Source organism: Achromobacter sp. UBA4530, from assembly GCF_002388205.1.
GTDB classification, from domain to species: Bacteria; Pseudomonadota; Gammaproteobacteria; order Burkholderiales; family Burkholderiaceae_B; genus Achromobacter; species Achromobacter animicus.
The window spans coordinates 18525-36878 of record NZ_DGMA01000015.1; the positions used below are offsets into that span (position 1 = coordinate 18525).

Annotated in this window: 13 protein-coding genes, 1 tRNA gene and 1 pseudogene; 10 read left to right on the forward strand and 5 right to left on the reverse strand. The window is 66.3% G+C overall.

Annotated elements, in window-relative coordinates; all coding sequences use genetic code 11:
- The 3 genes and pseudogenes from B2W22_RS28525 to B2W22_RS13585 form a co-directional block, all read right to left on the reverse strand.
- Positions 1 to 2039, reverse strand: a pseudogene (locus tag B2W22_RS28525) (type VI secretion system Vgr family protein).
- A gap of 332 nt (positions 2040 to 2371) precedes the next feature.
- A complete protein-coding gene (locus tag B2W22_RS13580; RefSeq protein ID WP_056319320.1) occupies positions 2372 to 2878 on the reverse strand; it encodes an acyl-CoA thioesterase in 507 nt (168 codons plus the stop codon).
- A gap of 76 nt (positions 2879 to 2954) precedes the next feature.
- Complete coding sequence (locus B2W22_RS13585; RefSeq protein WP_286938132.1) at positions 2955 to 4502, reverse strand: DUF1254 domain-containing protein; 1548 nt, start codon at positions 4500 to 4502, stop codon at positions 2955 to 2957.
- A 286-nt stretch (positions 4503 to 4788) separates the two neighbouring features.
- On the opposite strand from B2W22_RS13585, the gene fdnG reads away from it, so the two are divergent.
- The 7 genes from fdnG (at position 4789) to B2W22_RS13620 (ending at position 13944) form a co-directional block, all read left to right on the forward strand.
- On the forward strand, positions 4789 to 7857 hold the full coding sequence (gene fdnG, locus B2W22_RS13590) for a formate dehydrogenase-N subunit alpha (RefSeq protein WP_175123734.1): 3069 nt from the start codon (positions 4789 to 4791) through the stop codon (positions 7855 to 7857).
- 10 nt (positions 7858 to 7867) lie between these two features.
- Positions 7868 to 8767: a formate dehydrogenase subunit beta gene (gene fdxH / locus B2W22_RS13595; protein ID WP_175139597.1), complete on the forward strand. Its 900-nt coding sequence runs from the start codon at positions 7868 to 7870 to the stop codon at positions 8765 to 8767.
- Positions 8760 to 9392, forward strand: coding sequence for a formate dehydrogenase subunit gamma (locus B2W22_RS13600; protein ID WP_175123732.1), 633 nt, complete (start codon positions 8760 to 8762; stop codon positions 9390 to 9392). Before fdxH ends, B2W22_RS13600 begins: the two co-directional genes overlap by 8 nt.
- Positions 9393 to 9469: 77 nt before the next feature.
- Complete coding sequence (gene fdhE / locus B2W22_RS13605) at positions 9470 to 10402, forward strand: formate dehydrogenase accessory protein FdhE (protein WP_175186559.1); 933 nt, start codon at positions 9470 to 9472, stop codon at positions 10400 to 10402.
- A 24-nt stretch (positions 10403 to 10426) separates the two neighbouring features.
- Complete coding sequence (selA, locus tag B2W22_RS13610) at positions 10427 to 11857, forward strand: L-seryl-tRNA(Sec) selenium transferase (protein ID WP_175123730.1); 1431 nt, start codon at positions 10427 to 10429, stop codon at positions 11855 to 11857.
- Positions 11854 to 13836, forward strand: coding sequence for a selenocysteine-specific translation elongation factor (selB, locus tag B2W22_RS13615; RefSeq protein ID WP_239216392.1), 1983 nt, complete (start codon positions 11854 to 11856; stop codon positions 13834 to 13836). Before selA ends, selB begins: the two co-directional genes overlap by 4 nt.
- Positions 13837 to 13848: 12 nt before the next feature.
- A tRNA-Sec gene (locus B2W22_RS13620) sits at positions 13849 to 13944 on the forward strand.
- A gap of 353 nt (positions 13945 to 14297) precedes the next feature.
- On the opposite strand, the gene B2W22_RS13625 is transcribed toward B2W22_RS13620, so the two are convergent.
- Positions 14298 to 14945, reverse strand: a complete 648-nt coding sequence (locus B2W22_RS13625; RefSeq protein ID WP_286938135.1) for a TlpA disulfide reductase family protein — start codon at positions 14943 to 14945, stop codon at positions 14298 to 14300.
- Positions 14946 to 15056: 111 nt separating this feature from the next.
- On the opposite strand from B2W22_RS13625, the gene selD reads away from it, so the two are divergent.
- Positions 15057 to 16118, forward strand: a complete 1062-nt coding sequence (gene selD, locus B2W22_RS13630; RefSeq protein ID WP_175123728.1) for a selenide, water dikinase SelD — start codon at positions 15057 to 15059, stop codon at positions 16116 to 16118.
- A 144-nt stretch (positions 16119 to 16262) separates the two neighbouring features.
- On the opposite strand, the gene B2W22_RS13635 is transcribed toward selD, so the two are convergent.
- Positions 16263 to 17180, reverse strand: coding sequence for a LysR substrate-binding domain-containing protein (locus B2W22_RS13635; RefSeq protein WP_175123727.1), 918 nt, complete (start codon positions 17178 to 17180; stop codon positions 16263 to 16265).
- 171 nt (positions 17181 to 17351) lie between these two features.
- Between B2W22_RS13635 and B2W22_RS13640 the strand changes: the two genes are divergently transcribed.
- Together B2W22_RS13640 and B2W22_RS13645 are read left to right on the forward strand one after the other, a co-directional pair.
- Positions 17352 to 17627, forward strand: a complete 276-nt coding sequence (locus B2W22_RS13640; protein WP_175123726.1) for a DUF2917 domain-containing protein — start codon at positions 17352 to 17354, stop codon at positions 17625 to 17627.
- Positions 17624 to 18274, forward strand: a complete 651-nt coding sequence (locus B2W22_RS13645) for a 2-hydroxychromene-2-carboxylate isomerase (RefSeq protein WP_175123725.1) — start codon at positions 17624 to 17626, stop codon at positions 18272 to 18274. Before B2W22_RS13640 ends, B2W22_RS13645 begins: the two co-directional genes overlap by 4 nt.
- Positions 18275 to 18354: the final 80 nt, after the last annotated feature.

Consider the following 18354-nt stretch of genomic DNA (forward strand, 5'->3'; position numbering starts at 1 on the left):
TCAATCTCCCGTGTCCGACGGACACTCTTCAATCAAGGGGGAGCCCTCGCGGATGGCAGCCTCCAGCGCCTTGACCTGATTGGAGCCTGGGGACTGCACCCGCACCTTCCCTTTGAGCAGGATGTTGGGGGAGTTCAGGCTGATGCCGCTGCTATCGAGAATGACCGTGCCGGCCGGTCCGCGAATCAGTATGCGGTCCGAGCCCTGCAAGACGTAATCGCGCGTCAACGTGCGCTGGGACGTTTTGGCCTCGATGGATTGGACTCCCTCTATCACCAGAGCGTCGTTCTCGCCGATCGTGACCCGGCGGCTGGAAGCGATCTCTTCGCGCTGCGAATTGCCGACCTTGCGGATCTCGTTGCGGTCCACGGTGCTGAACAGGTCCTGGCGAACATGTGCTTTGAGGTCGCGGCCCGCGCTGTACGTGTCGTCCTGGCCGATGCTGGTGCTGCGGTCGCGGCCCACACCGTTGGTTTGGTCGCGACCCACTGATCGTGTTTCGTCGTGATTGACTTTAATGTTCTGGTCTTTCTGCGCATGGACGTAGATCTCTTCCTGGTCCTTTTCGTCCTCGAAGCGCAGCTCGTTGAAGCCCTCGCCTTTGTGCGTCTTGCTCTTGATGGTCATCCGCGTCTTGTGGCGCGGTAGCTTGTAAGGCGGCAGTTGCAGGCGGTTGTAGACCCGGCCGGTGATCACGGGCTGGTCAGGGTCTCCGTCGAAGTAGGAAATGATCACCTCCTGGCCCACGCGCGGAATGGCCATGTGGCCCCAGGTCGCGCCGGCGATGTTCTGCGAGACGCGAATCCAGCAGGAGCTGTATTCGTCCTGCTGGCCTTGGCGGTCCCAGGGGAACTGAACCTTTACCCGTCCGTATAGATCTCTTCGTTGGGCGGACCGACCACTACGGCGTTCTGCGGTCCTTCGATGCGGGGCCTGGGTAGCGGTTCGGCGCGCCATTCGGTGTCGTCGGGAACCAGCTCGGCCTCGTAGTGGTAATGCGTACCCGAATGGGCGTCGGCGCTCTCCTCAGCTTGGCTCGCGTGCTGCGTGCCGCGATGAACGATGCGGACCGGGCGCCATCCGCGGTTCATGTCTTCGCGGGGATGACCGGCGAGGGTGAATGAGATGCCCGGCTGCAAACGAGGATCGTCACCCTCGACCAGCGCCATGCGCGCGTCACGGCGATGGCCACGCAGCCGGTTCTCGGCGAAGGGTCTGCCGGCCTCATCATATTTTGCGCGGGCGGGATAGTCGTAGCGTTCGTAACGGCGGCCTTGATGCTTCAGATCCTGTCCGTCGCGGGTGTGCTCGTGGCTGTAGCGCGGATGGTGGAAGGTGTAGTCGCGCTGCGTCTGGCGCGCGGTGCGCACGCTCTCGGTATAGGCAAAGCGGCGCAGCGCGGGCTGCGGCTGGTCGCCGCCGGGCGTGGGGTTGTACTGCACCGGCTCGTCACCCACGCGGCCGTGAATGAACAGGCGATCGCTGTGGACCAGTTGATGGCCCTGCGCGCTATGGCGAAAGGAATAGAAGAATCCTTCCTCGCGCATGATGCGTTCGGCGAAGTGGTAGTCGGTGTCGCCGGCCTGCACGCAGTATTCGCGCGGTTGATGCGCGGTCGTGTTGCGCTGCTCGTAGTCCAGGGTGAGGCCGTGCGCTTTTAGCACGGCCTCAGTTATCTGCGGGACGGTCAGGCTTTGGAAGATGCGCCAATCGGAACTGAGTTTGAGCCTTGCCAGGCGTGGCTCGACGGTTGCGGAGTAGCGCGAGCGGCGAAAGCCTGTGTCGCGTTGGACGAAAGACGAGACGGCGCCGTGCACGTAGCGCACGGGCAGGTCGCCGTGCCAGATTGTGAGCAGCGCGGGGCGGTCCAGAACATTGCCGAAGTTGACGGCAGCATTGGCGCTGGCCAGTTCCACGTCCAGCAGGAATGTCTCGGACAGACCTTCCTGCAACGTGAATTCGACGACGTCGAAGGATTCGTCGCCGATGGCAAACGTGAACCGGATATGTGATTGGATAGGAATGGCTTGCTCCCGCAACTACAGACCTTTCCACCACCGGTGAATGCACAGTCTGCGGTGCCATTACGGCACACGCATCGAACCTTGAAAATCAGATGAGTCTTATTGTCATGGGAAATCGATCAAGACTTGGAATCGCGCAAGAGAGCGGCGCGGTATCACGGCCGCGCCGTCCGGGTCATGCGAGACGTAATGCGGAGTTCGTCCGCTGATTCATCCGGCTCAGCGAAACGCACAGGTTCGCCGAAGCGCATGCAGAACACCATCTGCAGGCTCGCTAATACAAGACCCCCGCGGCTGGATATCCAGCGGGCGGGGGTGAACAGGGCGCTGCCGCCCCAACGCGATGATCAGGCGCCCGGCGTGTCGTGCGTGGTTTCGCGCTTGATCTCGCCGTGGCGGCGTTCCATTTCCTGGCGCAGTTCGCGGCGCAGGCCGGCGGCCTTGAAGCGCTGCTTTTCCTCGTGCGTGCGGGGCTCCAGCGGCGGCACGGCGGTCGGAGCGCCCTTGTCGTCCACCGCCACCATCGTGAAATAACAGCTGTTGGTGTGACGCACCAGCTTCTTGCGGATGTCCTCGGTCACGACCTTGATGCCGATTTCCATCGACGTGCGGCCCGTGTAGTTCACGGCTGCCAGGAACGTCACCAGCTCGCCGACGTGGATCGGTTCGCGGAACACGACCTGATCGACGGACAGCGTCACGACATATTGGCCGGCGTACCGGCTGGCACAGGCGTAGGCTACCTGGTCCAGATACTTGAGGATGGTTCCGCCGTGTACGTTTCCTGAGAAATTCGCCATGTCAGGCGTCATCAGGATGGTCATCGACAATTGGTGGCTAAAGGCGTCGTCCATGGCGGGCGGCTCATTCATGAATAAAACGCCAATGGTAGCGGCTGGCGGCTGACATCGCGCCGTATTTTTGGTGCGGTCAGGGTTTCTTGGCGGGTGGCGCGGCAGGGGCGGCAGCAGTTGTCGGGACTTCCGTCTGTGCGGCGGTTTCCGGCTCAACTGCCGGATTGCTGGCCTCGGCAACCTCAGCCTCCGGCACATCCCGCCGCACCGCAGGCGGCGTCCACAAGCCATCCCGCACCGCCGGTCCCGGCAGGTAAACCCGCAGCAGCATCCCCACCGGCCCGGCCGCCGGAATCGGCAGCCAGTTCGATTGATTTTCCGGCGGCGGCGCCGGGTGGCTGAAGACAAGATCCAGCGAGCCGTCCGCGTTGTAGCGCAGCGGATCGCGGCTGCCGAGCGCATGGCGGTTGACGGGGTTGGGCACGGGCATGCCCTGGCTGTCATACGCCGTCAGCGACCAGAACGCGCCCGCGTCCGGCAACTGGCCGGTCTCGAGATGCAGCGCATACCGGTGCGCGCCGTCCAGCAGCGCGCCATCGCTATCCGTGGCCAGCACCAGCACCGTCAGGTCCTCGGGCAATCCGCTGCCCGGCTGCGCCTGCGCGGCCAGCGCGCGGCGCAGCCAGTCGTTGCCATACACGCCGATGCTGCCTGTTTCCTGCAGCCAGCCGTCTGTGGCGCGCAGCGAATGGCCGGCGGCCGCCGCCATGCGGTCGCGCGCGGCGCGCACGCCGCGGCGCATGCCCTGCTTGGCGGAATGATCGAGCTTGTCGAAGTCGAACGGCCGGCCCGGCGCCAGCCCGACGCGGCGCAGCAGAGCCAGCACGGGCTGATCCGTCGCATGCGGCGGGTGCTTGCGCAGCAGCTCGGCAGCGTAGGTGAAGAATGCGTCGGTGGGCATCGAGTCCACCTGTTCGCTCACGGGGATTTTCAGATCGAGGGACGGGTCGGGCTTGGTGCGCGGCGCTTGCGCAGGCAGGTTCCATTGCGCCAGGGGCGTCAGGACGAAGCCGTCCTGCAATGTGTTTACCGCCGCCTGATCGGCGGGGCCGTGCGTTTCGATCATCCCCTTGGCCCAGACGTGCACGGTGGGGGCGTCGATGCGCGCCATGCCGGAGGGCAGCGTGCCGCTCCACCCCGGGGGCACGATCACGGTGTTGCCCTTTGCGGTGCCCGTCGTGCGCTTGCCCAGCGTCGCGAAGACGTCGGTCCACATATCCAGCAGCGTCAGCGTGTAGAGCCGTCCCGCCGTGTCGGGCACGGACAGCACGACGGGTCCGTCCGTCAGATCCAGCCAAGCGTTGCTGCGCAGCATGTCGACGTTCGCCCATGGCGTGGCCGCGCCCGCGCGGGGCAGGGTGCGCCCGTGATGGAATGTGTTGGCGGGCGCCCCATCGGCGCCCCGCGATGGATGCGTGAACTGCCGGCGGGTCAGGTCCATCGCCACCAGCGGATAGAAATACAGATAGCCCTCCGTGGCCGCCTGCTGGGCCGCCTCGGTGGCGGCGGCGGCGGGCGACAGCGCGGCGGGCGCCGCGTGGGCGGGCGCCTGCGGCATCAGAACGAAGGGCGAGAACGCCAGTGTCAGGGCGAGAACTCGGGCCAAGGGGGCAAGGCGGCGCATCGGCGCTCCAATGACATGCGGGAAAAAGGGCAGGCGGCGACTGGCGCAAACATGCTGCCGGATCACTAATGCCGCCGGCCATCGTAGCAGCGCTGCACTGCGGCAAAATCTGCGAAAGAAGCGCATTTTGCCGTCAAATTCGGACCAGCGCCGGCGTCTCCGCCATCGCCAAACATGACGGACCCCGTATCGAAGGCCTATACTTCTTCACATTTCCCTGGAAGTCGTAGGGCTTTTTCGTCCTGGAAATTTCCGCTTCCTTCATTCACCAGGAGAGGAGTGCTTCATGGTCAACATGAATCGCCGCCAGTTCTTCAAGGTGACCGGTGCGACGCTGGCGGGCTCCAGCCTGGCCTTGTTGGGGGCTGCCCCCGGCACGGCCATGGCCGAGGTGCGCCAGTTCAAGCTTGCGCGCATGACCGAAACGCGCAACACCTGTCCCTACTGTTCGGTCGCCTGCGGTTTGCTGATGTACGGCTTGGGCGATGGCTCGAAGAACGCCCGCGCCAGCATCATGCACATCGAAGGCGACCCCGACCACCCCGTCAACCGCGGCACCCTCTGTCCGAAGGGCGCGGCCCTGATCGACTTCATCCACAGCCCCAACCGTCTTAAATTCCCGGAATACCGGGCGCCCGGTTCGGACAAGTGGGTACGGATGTCGTGGGACGAAGCCCTGACGCGCATCACCAAGCTCATGAAGGAAGACCGCGACGCGAACTTCGTCGAGAAGACCGCGGACGGCAAGACGGTCAACCGGTGGCTGACCACCGGCATGCTGGCCGCCTCGGCAAGCAGCAACGAGGTCGGTTACATCACGCACAAGACAGTGCGCAGCATGGGGATGCTGGCGTTCGACAATCAAGCCCGTGTCTGACATGGCCCGACGGTGGCAGGTCTTGCCCCGACGTTTGGCCGTGGAGCGATGACGAACCATTGGGTCGACATCAAGAACGCGGACATAGTTTTGATCATGGGCGGCAATGCCGCCGAAGCCCACCCGTGCGGGTTCAAGTGGGTTACTGAAGCCAAGGCCCACAACAAGGCCAAGTTGATCGTCGTGGATCCGCGCTTTACGCGTTCGGCGTCCGTGGCGGACTTCTACGCGCCCATACGCACCGGCACCGACATCATCTTCCTGGGTGGCGTCATCAAGTACCTGTTGGATCACGACAAGATCCAGCACGAGTACGTGCGCAACTACACCGACTTTTCGTTCATCGTGCGCGAGGATTTCGCGTTCGACGCGGGCCTGTACTCGGGCTACAACGCCGAAAAGCGCACCTACGACAAACAAAGCTGGGACTACGAGCGCGGCGACGACGGCTACGTCAAGACCGATCCCACGCTGCAGCATCCGCGTTCGGTGTATCAGCTGCTCAAGAAGCACTACTCGCGCTACACGCCGGAAATGGTCGAACGCGTCTGCGGCACGCCCAAGGACAAGTTCCTGACGGTGTGCGACATGCTCGCGTCCACGGCCACCACCAACCGCGCCGCCACGATCCTGTACGCGCTGGGCTGGACGCAGCATTCCATCGGCTCGCAGATCATCCGTACGGGCGCGATGGTGCAGCTGCTGCTGGGCAACATCGGCATCGCGGGCGGCGGCATGAATGCGCTGCGCGGGCACTCGAACATCCAGGGCCTGACCGATCTGGGCCTGATGTCGAACCTGCTGCCGGGCTACATGACGCTGCCCAACGAGCCCGAGCAGGACTACGCCAAGTACATCGACACGCGCACGCTCAAGCCGCTGCGGCCCAACCAGCTTAGCTACTGGCAGAACTATCACAAGTTCCACGTCAGTCTCATGAAGGCCTGGTGGGGCGGTGCGGCGACGGCCGACAACAACTGGGCGTTCGATTACCTGCCCAAGCTGGACAAGCTCTACGACATGCTGCAGGTCTACGAGCTGATGGTCCAGGGCAAGATGAACGGCTACATCGCGCAGGGCTTCAACCCGCTGGCCGCGGCGCCCAACAAGGCCAAGCTGAACGAGGGCTTCGCCAAGCTCAAGTTCCTGGTCATCATGGATCCGCTGGTCACGGAAACGTCCGAGTTCTGGCGTAACGCCGGCGAGGCCAACGATGTGGATCCGTCCAAGATCCAGACCGAGGTCTTCCGCCTGCCCACCACCTGTTTTGCCGAGGAAGACGGCGCGCTGGTCAACTCCGGCCGCTGGCTGCAATGGCACTGGAAGGGCGCCGAGCCCCCGGGCGAAGCCAAGAGCGACATCGAGATCATGGCGCTCATCTACACGCGCCTGCGCAAGATGTACGAACAGGACGGCGGCAAGTACCCCGACCCCATCGTCAACCTGTCGTGGCCCTATTCCAATCCGCAGAATCCCACGGCCGAGGAACTGGCCAAGGAATACACGGGCCGCGCGCTGGTGGATCTGGCCGATCCCAAGGATCCGACGAAGATCATGCGCCGCGCCGGCGAGCAGCTTGCCGGCTTTGCCGAACTGCGCGACGACGGCTCCACCGCCAGCGGCTGCTGGATCTTTGCGGGCGCCTGGAGTCCCAGCGGCAACCTGATGGCGCGCCGCGACAACAGCGACCCCACCGGCATCGGCCAGACCCTGAACTGGGCCTGGGCGTGGCCGGCCAACCGCCGCATCCTCTACAACCGCGCGTCGTGCGACCTGGAAGGCAAGCCGTTCGATCCGCGGCGCAGCGTGGTGTCATGGAACGGCAGGGCGTGGGTAGGCGCCGACATCCCCGACTTCAAGGGCGACGAAAACCCCGCGGGCGGCATGGGGCCGTTCATCATGAACCCGGAAGGCGTGGCGCGCTTCTTTGCGCGGGCGGGCCTGGCCGAAGGGCCGTTCCCGGAACACTACGAACCCTTCGAAAACCCGCTGGGCTACAACCCGCTGCATCCCAAGGCCAAGGGCGTCACCAGCAACCCGGCCGCGCGCATCTTCAAGGATGACCTCGCGGCGATGGGCACGGTGGAGAACTTCCCGTATGTCGCCACCACCTATCGCCTGACGGAGCACTTCCACTACTGGACCAAGAACGTCCGCATCAACGCGATTCTCCAGCCCGAGCAGTTCGTGGAGATCGGCGAGGCGCTGGCCAAGGAGCTGGGCATCCCCAACGGCTCCCGCGTCAAGGTGTCGTCCAACCGCGGCTACATCAAGGCCGTGGCGCTGGTCACCAAGCGCATCCGTCCGCTCACCATCGAAGGCAAGACGGTGCACCAGGTCGGCATTCCCATCCACTGGGGTTTCGTGGGCATCGCCAAGCCGGGCTTCCTCACCAACACCCTGACGCCATTCGTGGGCGACGGCAATTCCCAGACACCGGAATTCAAGTCGTTCCTGGTGAAGGTCGAAAAGGTATAGGAGAACCGACATGTCAATGCAATCCCTGGACATCAAGCGGCGCTCCGCCACCACCACGCCGCCGCCGGGCATCCGTGAACCCGTCACGGGCTCGGTGGCCAAGCTGATCGACGTCTCCAAGTGCATCGGCTGCAAGGCCTGCCAGAGCGCCTGCATGGAGTGGAACGACCTGCGCGACGAGATCGGCGTCAACGTAGGCGTCTACGACAACCCGGCCGACCTCACCGAGCACTCCTGGACCGTCATGCGCTTCTCGGAATTCGAGAATCCCGCCGGCGACCTGGAATGGCTGATCCGCAAGGACGGCTGCATGCACTGCGAGGACCCGGGCTGCCTGAAGGCCTGTCCCTCGCCGGGCGCCATCATCCAGTACAACAACGGCATCGTGGACTTCCACGAGGAAAACTGCATCGGATGCGGCTACTGCATCACCGGCTGTCCGTTCAACATCCCGCGCATTTCCAAGAAGGACAACAAGGCCTACAAGTGCACGTTGTGTTCCGATCGCGTCGCGGTCGGCATGGAGCCCGCGTGCGTCAAGGCCTGTCCCACCGGCGCCATCGTCTTCGGCACCAAGGACGACATGCACCAGCATGCGGCCGAACGCGTCGAAGACCTGAAGTCGCGCGGCTTTGCGCAGGCCGGCGTGTATGACCCGCCCGGCGTGGGCGGCACGCACGTCATGTACGTGCTGCATCACGCCGACCAGCCGGGGCTGTACCACGGGCTGCCCGCCGATCCGAAGATCAGTCCGATGGTGTCGCTGTGGAAGGGCCTGGCCAAGCCGCTGGGCCTGGCCACGATGGCGCTCACCGCGCTGGCGGGCTTTTTCCACTATGCGCGCGTGGGCCGCAACGAAGTGACCGAGGAAGACGAACGCAGGGCCGAAGAGGAGGTGCGCCATGAGTGAAGAACACCACTACCGCCGCATCAAGCGCTACACGCCGGGCGAGCGCACCAACCACTGGATCATCGCGCTCACGTTCATCCTGCTCGCGCTGTCCGGGCTGGCGCTGTTTCATCCATCCATGTATTGGCTGTCCAACCTGTTCGGGGGCGGACCCTGGACGCGCATCCTGCATCCGTTCATCGGGGTGGTGATGTTCGTCTGCTTTGCCGTGTTTGCCGGGCACATGTGGCGCCACAACCTGCTGACGCGCGCGGATCGCCAGTGGCTCAGGCAGCTCGACGACGTGGTCGAGAACCGAGAGGAAAAGCTGCCCGAGGTCGGCAAGTACAACGCCGGCCAGAAGCTGCTCTTCTATGTGCTGATCCTGTGCATGCTGGGGCTGATGGTCAGCGGCATCGTGATCTGGCGCGAGTATTTCGCGTTCTACTTCCCGATCGAAGTGATCCGCGCCGCGTCCGTGCTGCACGCGGTTTGTGCGCTGGTGCTGATTTGCGCGATCATTGTGCATATTTACGCGGCGATCTGGGTGAAGGGGTCGCTCACGGCAATGCTGCGCGGCTATGTCACCGCCGGCTGGGCGTGGAAGCACCATCGCGCCTGGTTCCGGGAGCAGGTGAAGAAGTAACCCCCGGCATGTCGTGATCGACGGCTGCTATCCTCTTTGCAGGCTGGCAGCCGTATTTGTTTTTCTGGAGACGAGAATTGCAGCGAATTCTTCCACGCGGCGAGATCGAAGCGCTAGACCATAACGCCATTCCCCGCATCACCCTGCCGGAACGGACATCCGTTTTCGCGGCGCGGGCGGCGCGCCTGCGGCAGCTTGCCGACGGCAATCCGGTCGGCGACTACCTGCAGCTCATGGCGCATCTGGTCGACGCGCAGCACCGCGCGCTGCAGGACTGCGCCGCGCCGCCCGCCACCGAAGACCGGATTTCGCTCGCGCAGGCGCATGGCATGCCGCCGCTGCAGGCCATCGGCTGGCCGCGCGATGCGCTGTGGCGCCGCATCCTGGGCCAGTTGCTGGACGACGTGTCGCGCGCCCCTGGCGTGCCCGCCGAAGCCCTTGACGTCTGCGCCGCGCTGCGGCGCGCGCTGGCCGACGATCCCGAATCGCTTGAAGACCTGGCGCAGGCCGTGCTGTCCGAGCAGGACGAAGGCGTGGACAGCGCGGCCGCGCCCTTTGTCATGGCAGCGTTGCAGGTCTACTGGACGGACCTGGCCAACCGCTTCGATCCCAAGCAACTCCCCGTCGCCAGCCCGTTCGGCGTGTGCCCGGTGTGCGGCAGCCTGCCGGTCGCCAGCATCGTGCGCGTCGGCGGCCAGTACGAAGGCTATCGCTACCTGTGCTGCAGCCTGTGCGCGACGCAGTGGCACATGGTGCGGGTCAAATGCTCGCACTGCGAGGACGTGGAAAAGGTCGCGTACCAGTCCATCGAGGGCCGCACGCCTGCCATCAAGGCCGAAACCTGTGACAACTGCCACACGTACCGCAAGATCTTCTACCAGGACAAGGATCTGTACGTGGAGCCGGTGGCCGATGACCTGGCCAGCCTGATGCTCGACGTGCTGGTCGGCGAGGCCGGTTATTCGCGGTCCAGCGGCAATCCGCTGCTGTGGCATGGCGCCGAGGACTAGCGCCGCTCAATGACGGAGTCTCGCATGGCAGATCAACTGTCCGGCGCCGGCCTTGCCGCCGCGTCCGACATTCCTTCGCTGGACCGCCTGCTGAATGCCGACGCGTTGCAGCCGGCGCTCGCAACCCACGGGCGGACACAAGTGGTGGCGGCCCTGCGCCGTGACCTGGACGCGCTGCGCAAGCGCGCGCTGGACGGCGGCGTGCCGCGCCACGAGCTGGAGGCGGCCGCGGTCGCGGGGCGCACATCAGCCGCGCTGGACGAGGCCGCGCGGCCCCGTCTGCGCGCGGTCTACAACCTGACCGGCACCGTGCTGCACACCAACCTGGGCCGCGCGCTGCTGCCCGACGAAGCGGTGGCCTCGGTGCTGCGCGCGCTGACCACGCCCGCCAACCTGGAGTTCGACCTGGACACCGGCGGCCGCGGCGATCGCGACGACCTCATCGACGATCTGCTGTGCGAGCTGACGGGCGCCGAGGCCGCCACGGTGGTCAACAACAATGCCGCGGCCGTGCTGCTGATGCTCAACGCCCTGGCGGATCGCCGCGAAGTCGTGGTGTCGCGCGGCGAACTGGTCGAGATCGGCGGCGCGTTCCGCATCCCCGACATCATGAAGCGGGCGGGCGCCAAGCTCATCGAAGTCGGCACCACCAACCGCACGCACGCGGCGGATTATGAAAACGCCATCGGCCCGCGCACCGCGATGCTGATGAAGGTGCATTGCAGCAACTACGCAGTGACCGGCTTCACCAAAAGCGTGAGCGTGGCCGAGGTGGCGGCGCTGGCCCATGCGCGCGGTCTGCCGGCCACGGTGGATCTTGGCAGCGGCACGCTGGTGGACCTGACGCAATTCGGGCTGCCGAAAGAAGACACCGTGCGCGAGACCATCGCTGCGGGCGCCGATCTGGTCACGTTCAGCGGCGACAAGCTGCTGGGCGGACCGCAGGCCGGCCTGTTGGTGGGCCGCGCCGACCTGATCCGCAAGATCAAAAAGAATCCGCTCAAGCGCGCGCTGCGCGTCAGCAAGCTGACGCTGGCGGCGCTGGAACCCGTGCTGCAGCTGTATCGCGCACCGGAGTTCCTGGCGCAGCGGCTGACGACGCTGCGCCTGTTGACCCGGCCGCTGCGCGATATTCAGCCGCAGGCCGAACGGCTGCGCGGCGTGCTGGCGCATGCCGCAGGCCCGGGCTATGCGGTCGAGGCGGTGCCGATGTTCAGCCAGATCGGCAGCGGCGCGTTGCCCATCGACCAGCTTCCCAGTTACGGACTGGCCGTGCGCCATGCGGGAACCGGCCGCCCCGGGCGGCATCTGGACCGGCTGGAGACGCTGTTGCGCAAGCTGCCGGTGCCCGTCATCGGCCGCATTGCGGATGACGCGTTGTGGCTGGACCTGCGCTGCCTGGAAGACCGCGACGAAGCCGCTTTTGCGGCGCAGCTGGCGGAGCCGCTGGCATGATCGTCGGCACCGCAGGGCATATCGACCACGGCAAGACGACGCTCGTGCGCGCGCTGACGGGCGTGGACACGGACCGGCTGAAGGAAGAAAAGGCGCGCGGCATTTCCATCGAACTGGGCTACGCCTACACGCCGCTCGCCAACGGCGACGTGCTGGGCTTCATCGACGTGCCGGGGCACGAGAAGCTCGTGCATACGATGGCTGCCGGCGCCAGCGGGATAGATTTCGGCTTGCTGGTGGTGGCGGCGGACGACGGCGTCATGCCGCAGACGCGCGAGCATCTGGCCATCCTGTCGATGCTGGGCGTGGCGCGCGGCGCGGTGGCGCTGACCAAGACGGATCGCGCGGATGCGGCACAACTGGAAGCCGTGCGCGGCGAGATCGCGGCGTTGACGGAAGGGACGTTCCTGCAAGGCGCGCCGGTGTTCAGCACGAGTGCGACGCAGATGGCTCAGGCGAGCCAAACATCTCACGCGGCCCACGCCGGCGATCCCGGCGTGGCGGCGCTGAAAGACTATTTGCACGCGCAGGCGCAGGCCCTGTCGCGGCCCGAGGCCACGGGCCTCTTCCGGCTGGCGGTGGATCGCGTGTTCACCTTGTCCGGGCACGGCACGGTCATCACCGGGACGGCGCACGCCGGCCAGGTCCGCGCGGACGACGACGCGACCGATCTGCGCCTGATGCCGGCCAATACACGCGTTCGCGTGCGCGGCATCCACGCGCAGAACCAGCCCAGCGAGACGGGCTCGGCCGGCCAGCGGTGTGCCTTGAACCTGGCGGGCATCGACAAGAACGCCATTGCGCGCGGCGACTGGATCGCGGACGCGCGCTGCTTCCTGCCCTCGAAGCACGTGGATGTGACGCTGACGCTGCTGCCGTCCGCGGATGCGCCAGTGCGGGCGTGGGCGCCGCTGCACGTGCACATCGGCGCGGCGCGCCATGTGGCGCACGTGGTGCCGATCAGCGCCGAGGCGCTGTCGCCGGGCCAGTCGGGATGGGTGCAACTGGTGTTCGACGAACCCGTCTGCGCGATGCCGGGCGACCGCTACATCGTGCGCAACGCACAGGCGACGCGCACGGTGGGCGGCGGCCGGGTGCTGGATCCCAATGCGCCGGACCGCAAGCGCCGGTCGGCGTCGCGGCTGGCGGGCCTGCAGGCGCTGACCGACATGCTGGATGGCGGGGGCCTGCAACCGGTGCTGGCGCATGCGCCGCAGGGCCTGGACGAAGCGGCACTACAGCGTCTGACGGGCCTGCCGGTCAGCGATATCGCGGCGCCCGAGAGTGCGGTGTGGATCGAGCCGCGCAATGCGCAGGGCGCGCGCACGCTGATCCTGGACGCGCATTGGAAGGCGCTGCGCGATCGGACCGAGCAGGCGCTGGCGTCGTTCCACCAAAGCGCGCCCGACGAACCGGGTCCGGACAGCGCGCGGCTGCGGCGCATGGCGTTTCCTGCGATGTCCGACACGCTCTGGACATCGCTGCTCGACGAAATGCAACGCGACGGCCATATCGCGCGCAATGGTCCCTGGCTGCATCTGCCTACGCACACTGCGACGCTGGGAGCGGCCGAATCCGCGCTGGCGGCGCGTCTGTTGCCGCTGCTGGACGCGGGCGCGTTCGATCCGCCGTGGGTGCGCGATCTGGCGAAGCTGCAGGCGCAGCCCGAGGACGCCGTGCGCCAATTGCTGCGCAAGCTGCTGCGGCGTGGCGAGGTGGCGCAGGTAGTGAAGGATCTGTTCTATCACCGCGATCAGGTACGCAAGCTGGCGGCGCTGGCAGCAGACCTGGCCGCGCAGCCGCCGGGCTTGAACGCTGCGGTTTTCCGGGACGCGACGGGCCTGGGCCGCAAGCGGGCGATCCAGATCCTGGAGTTCTTTGATCGCGTGGGCTACACGCGGCGGGTGCGGGATACGCATGTGCTGCGCGGCGAAAGCGCGTACGCGGCGATGCAGCCGCCCGCCGAGCCGGTATCATAGGCGGTCCGCCACGGAAGGCATTCGTGCCCGGCGGCACGGCCGGGCTTCAAACCCGGTTGGGGGCGTCAGACGTTCCCAGGTAGGTTCGACTCCTGCTGCCTTCCGCCATTTGGGTTCTTCTGCCGCTCCCCACGCAGGTGTCTGATTCCCGTACGAGATAGTCGTCGTGATACTGCGTCGTGTCCGGGTGTCTGACACCGGGCTGTCGGTTTGAGTTCTTCTGCCGCCCGCGGCGTCGCGGGGTTCGCGTTGCGGGCCTCCGATGGCGGTCCGGAGCCTTCGCTCCGGACTTCCCCGTGCTCATCCTCGTCCGCCTTCGGCTCCCTTCGGATTCCGCCGGGCACCATCTAAACGGCCCGCAACGCGAACCCCGCGCCACCACGGGCTCTTTCAGTGGCTGATCGGGCGGTCGTCGGGGTGGACGGCGGACCAAGTGCCGATATACCCCGATGCAGGCTCCATCAACTGCGCAGCATGCGCGTCACCGCGCCGCCTATCTCGTGCGACTTCCAGTTCAGTTCACCCAGATGCCAGAACCGGATCGTGCCGGCGCGGTCGACGAGGTAGTTGGCGGGCAGCGCGGCGGCTTCCCATTTCTTCGATGCGGCGCTGTTGCGGTCGTGCAGGACCGTGCCGTTGATGGGGGTCTTTTTCAGGAAGGCCGAGATCTTGGCGGGCGCTTCGCCGACGTTGACGGCGACAAGGCGAAGGCCTTCTTCGCGATGCCGCTTGGCCATGGTGGACAGAACGGGGAGTTCGTCGCGGCACGGCTCACACCAGGTGGCCCAGAAGCTGACGATGACGACGCTGCCGCGCCAAGCAGAAAGCTTTTGCTCGCGCCCGCCGAGGTCGGGCAGGACGAGCGGCAAGGCCGGGCCGGTCCATGGCGCCCAGTTGGGGCCGGTGGCGGCTTTCAATGCGTCGGCGGTCGGGGCGGCATTCTGGGTGGCACTGGGGGTGCCGTTCGGGCTGCCATTCTGGGCGCCATTTGCCGGGCCTTTTCCGACGCCACCCGCGGCGTTGCTTGCCGCATTGTTCGCGGCGCCCGCCCACGCAGGCAGCGCCGCGAGCGTCAAACCGGTTTGCAGAAGGCGGCGGCGGCTGATCAAGGCGGACTCCTGCAAGCGAGCGTTCAATGGCGAGGGCCTGGCTGCGTTCGATCATAGGGCCATTCACCGGGCCGGTGCTATCCTTTTTCCGACTGACTCACGGAGACTGAGATGACCCAGGATGTTGCGTCCACCAACGCGCCGCGCTTGACTTCCCTATCGCATGGCGGCGGCTGCGGCTGCAAGATTGCGCCAGGGGTGCTGTCGGCGCTGCTGGCGCGGTTTGGCCCCGCCGCCAGCTATCCGAACCTGCTGGTGGGCACGGAAACCGCGGATGATGCGGCGGTGTACCGGCTGAACGACGAGCAGGCGCTTATCGCCACCACGGACTTCTTCATGCCCATCGTGGACGATCCCTTCGACTTCGGCCGGATCGCCGCGACGAACGCGCTGTCGGATGTGTACGCCATGGGCGGCACGCCGATCATGGCGCTGGCGATCGTCGGCATGCCGATCAACGTGCTGCCGCACGACGTGATTGCCGAGATTCTGAAGGGCGGCGAATCGGTCTGTGCCGACGCGGGCATTCCGGTGGCGGGCGGCCACAGCATCGATTCGGTCGAACCCATCTATGGCCTGGCCGCGATGGGGCTGGTGCGTCCGGACCGCATCAAGCGCAACGCGGATGCGCGCGCCGGCGACGTGCTGATCCTGGGCAAGGGCCTGGGCGTGGGCATCCTGTCGGCGGCGCTCAAGAAGAATCTGCTGGACGTGGACGGTTATCGCGTCATGATCGACACGACGACACGCCTGAATCGTCCCGGCCCCGCGCTGGCCGCGCTGGATGGGGTGCATGCGATCACCGACGTGACGGGCTTTGGCCTGTTGGGCCATGCGCTGGAGATGGCGCGCGGCGCCAAGCTCACGGCTCGCGTGCGGCTGGATGCTTTGCCCTGGCTGCCAGGTGTGCAAGCGTTTGCCGCCGACGGCGTGATCACGGGCGCGTCCGGCCGTAACTGGACGTCGTACGGCGAATCGGTGCGTCTGGGCGCCGGGGTGTCGGACACCCAGCGTGCTTTGCTGACGGATCCGCAGACCTCGGGTGGCCTGCTGGTGTCGTGCGTGCCGGAAGCCGCGGATGCGGTGCTCAAGATCTTCCACGAACAGGGCTTCGGCCAGGCCGCCGTGATCGGCGAGATGGCTGACGGTCCGGCGCAGGTCGTGGTGGACTGACCGGCAGGCTACACAGGGCACGGCGGGCTGCTCCCGAGCGGTCTGGTGGTCGCCGGTCTGGTAACCAGGGCATGGGCGGCTGCTGTGCCACCCGCGTTCGCCCTTGCGCGCGCCCGCCGCGCCGTTCGCCGCGGCGACGTCCGCTCAACCCGTCAAATCCCGCGCCGTCGCCGCTGCCTGATCCACCAGCCACTGCGTGACGACGTCGGCATCCGGCGTGCTGCGCCGCGCGTTACGCACCAGCCAGTAGGCGTGTTCGGTGGCGCTGGCCGCGGGGCTGCCAACGAGGGCCAACCGCCGGTCCGCGAGCATGGGCGCAATCAACGCCAGCCGCCCCAGCGCGATGCCGTGGCCGGCCAGCGCGGCATGCACGATCTGGTCGTACTGGTTGAAGCGCAGCATGCCCTTCGGGCGCACACGCCCCAGGCCGCGCGCGTTGAGCCATTCCGACCATTGCAGCCAGGGCCGCGTGGGATCGTCGAATTCCAGCAGCACATGGCGCTGCAACTCGCGCGCATCCAGTTCGCGCGCGTTGAGCGACGGATGGGCTACGGGCACCACCGACTCGCCAAAGAGCCACACGGCGCCATCGGAGACCGTGTTGCGCTCGCTGTAGCGGATGGCGATGTCGACGGCTTCGCGGTCGATGTCGATCAGCCGGTTGTCGGCGGCCACGCGCACGTCGATGTCGGGATACGCCGCCTGAAAATCGCCCAGCCGGGGCAGCAGCCACAACGAGGCCACGCCGATGGTGGTGGTGACGGTGACAGGCGTGCGCCGCTCGGGGGCGCGCAGTTGTTCGGTCAGGTCGCCGAGCTGACTGAGCCATACATCGGCCATCCGGAAAAGCTGCGCGCCTTCAGAGGTGAACGTCACGCTACGAAACCCGCGCACCAGCAACGGCACCCCCAGATGGGCTTCCAGCGCGCGGATCTGGCGGCTGACGGCGGACTGCGTGACATGCAGATCCTGCGCGGCAAGCGTGATGCTCATGCGGCGGCCGACGGCGACAAAGCCGCGAACCAGATCAAGCGGAGGTAGTTTCGCTAGCGGATATGGCATTCGTGAAACTCATGCGTGTCGAGCGGAAAAGTCGCTTGAGCAATAGTACGCCGCGGGCGTCCAATATGACTCAGACGTTGGGTGACCGGGACCAGGTCGTGGTCATCCGCCGTGATCGCCGCTGCTGCGGCCGGGAGGGGCGCCATGTTCCAGTTATGTTGCACCGCAGGCATGTCATTCCGTTTGGGCGGCGGCTCGACTATGCTGCTCAAGCGCGCTTCGGGCGTCCGCATCGAGTGTCACGCTGGCGCCGTGTGGGTCTCCGAGTACCGCCGCTTCGATGACAGCGTGCTGCAAGCGGGCGAATCCCTGACCGTGCACAGCGATCGCGACGTCGTCCTCAGCGGCCTGCCGGATGCGCAGGTCGCGCTACTTTCGCAGGGCGGTCAGGCGCAGCGCGCCACGGCCACGCCCCGCTGTGCAGGCCAACCGGAGTTTCAGCCATGACCGCGTCCTTGCCCGATACGCCCCGCATCGAAATGTGGTTCGACTTCGCCAGCCCGTACAGCTATCTGGCGATCGAGCGCATCGACCGTCTTGCGCGCGAGGCCGAGGTCAAGGTGGATTTGCGGCCGTTTCTGCTGGGGCCGATCTTCCAGGCGCAGGGCTGGAACGACACGCCGTTCCGGCTGTTTCCCGGCAAGGGCGCGTACATGATGCGCGACATCGCCCGCCTGGCCGAGAAGTACGGCGTGGTCTACAACCGCCCGCGCCTCTTTCCGCGCATGAGCGTGCTGCCGGCGCGCATCGCGCTGCTGGGCCAGGATGAACCTTGGGGACGCGATTTCTGCGTCGCGGTGTTCCGCGCGAATTTTCAGCACGACCTGGACATTCAGTCCGAAGACGTCGTGCGCGATCTGCTCATTGGCCTGTCGCTGGATGCCGATGCGCTCATCGCCCGGGCCAAGACGGAAACCGCCAAGGAGGCGCTGCGCAAGCAGGTCGACCGTGCACGTGACCTGGGCATCTTCGGCGCACCGACGCTTTTCGTGGAGGGGGAAATGTTCTGGGGCAACGACCGATTGGAAGACGCACTGGCGTGGACGCGCCGCAAAGCGCCGGCCAGCGCGTGGTCACCGCATGCCGGCCTTTAGATAGCCGCGCCAGGCCCGCCGCCGCACCTCGCCGGCCGCACCTAGCCGGGCGCACCTAGCCGGGCGCACCTGGCCGGCTG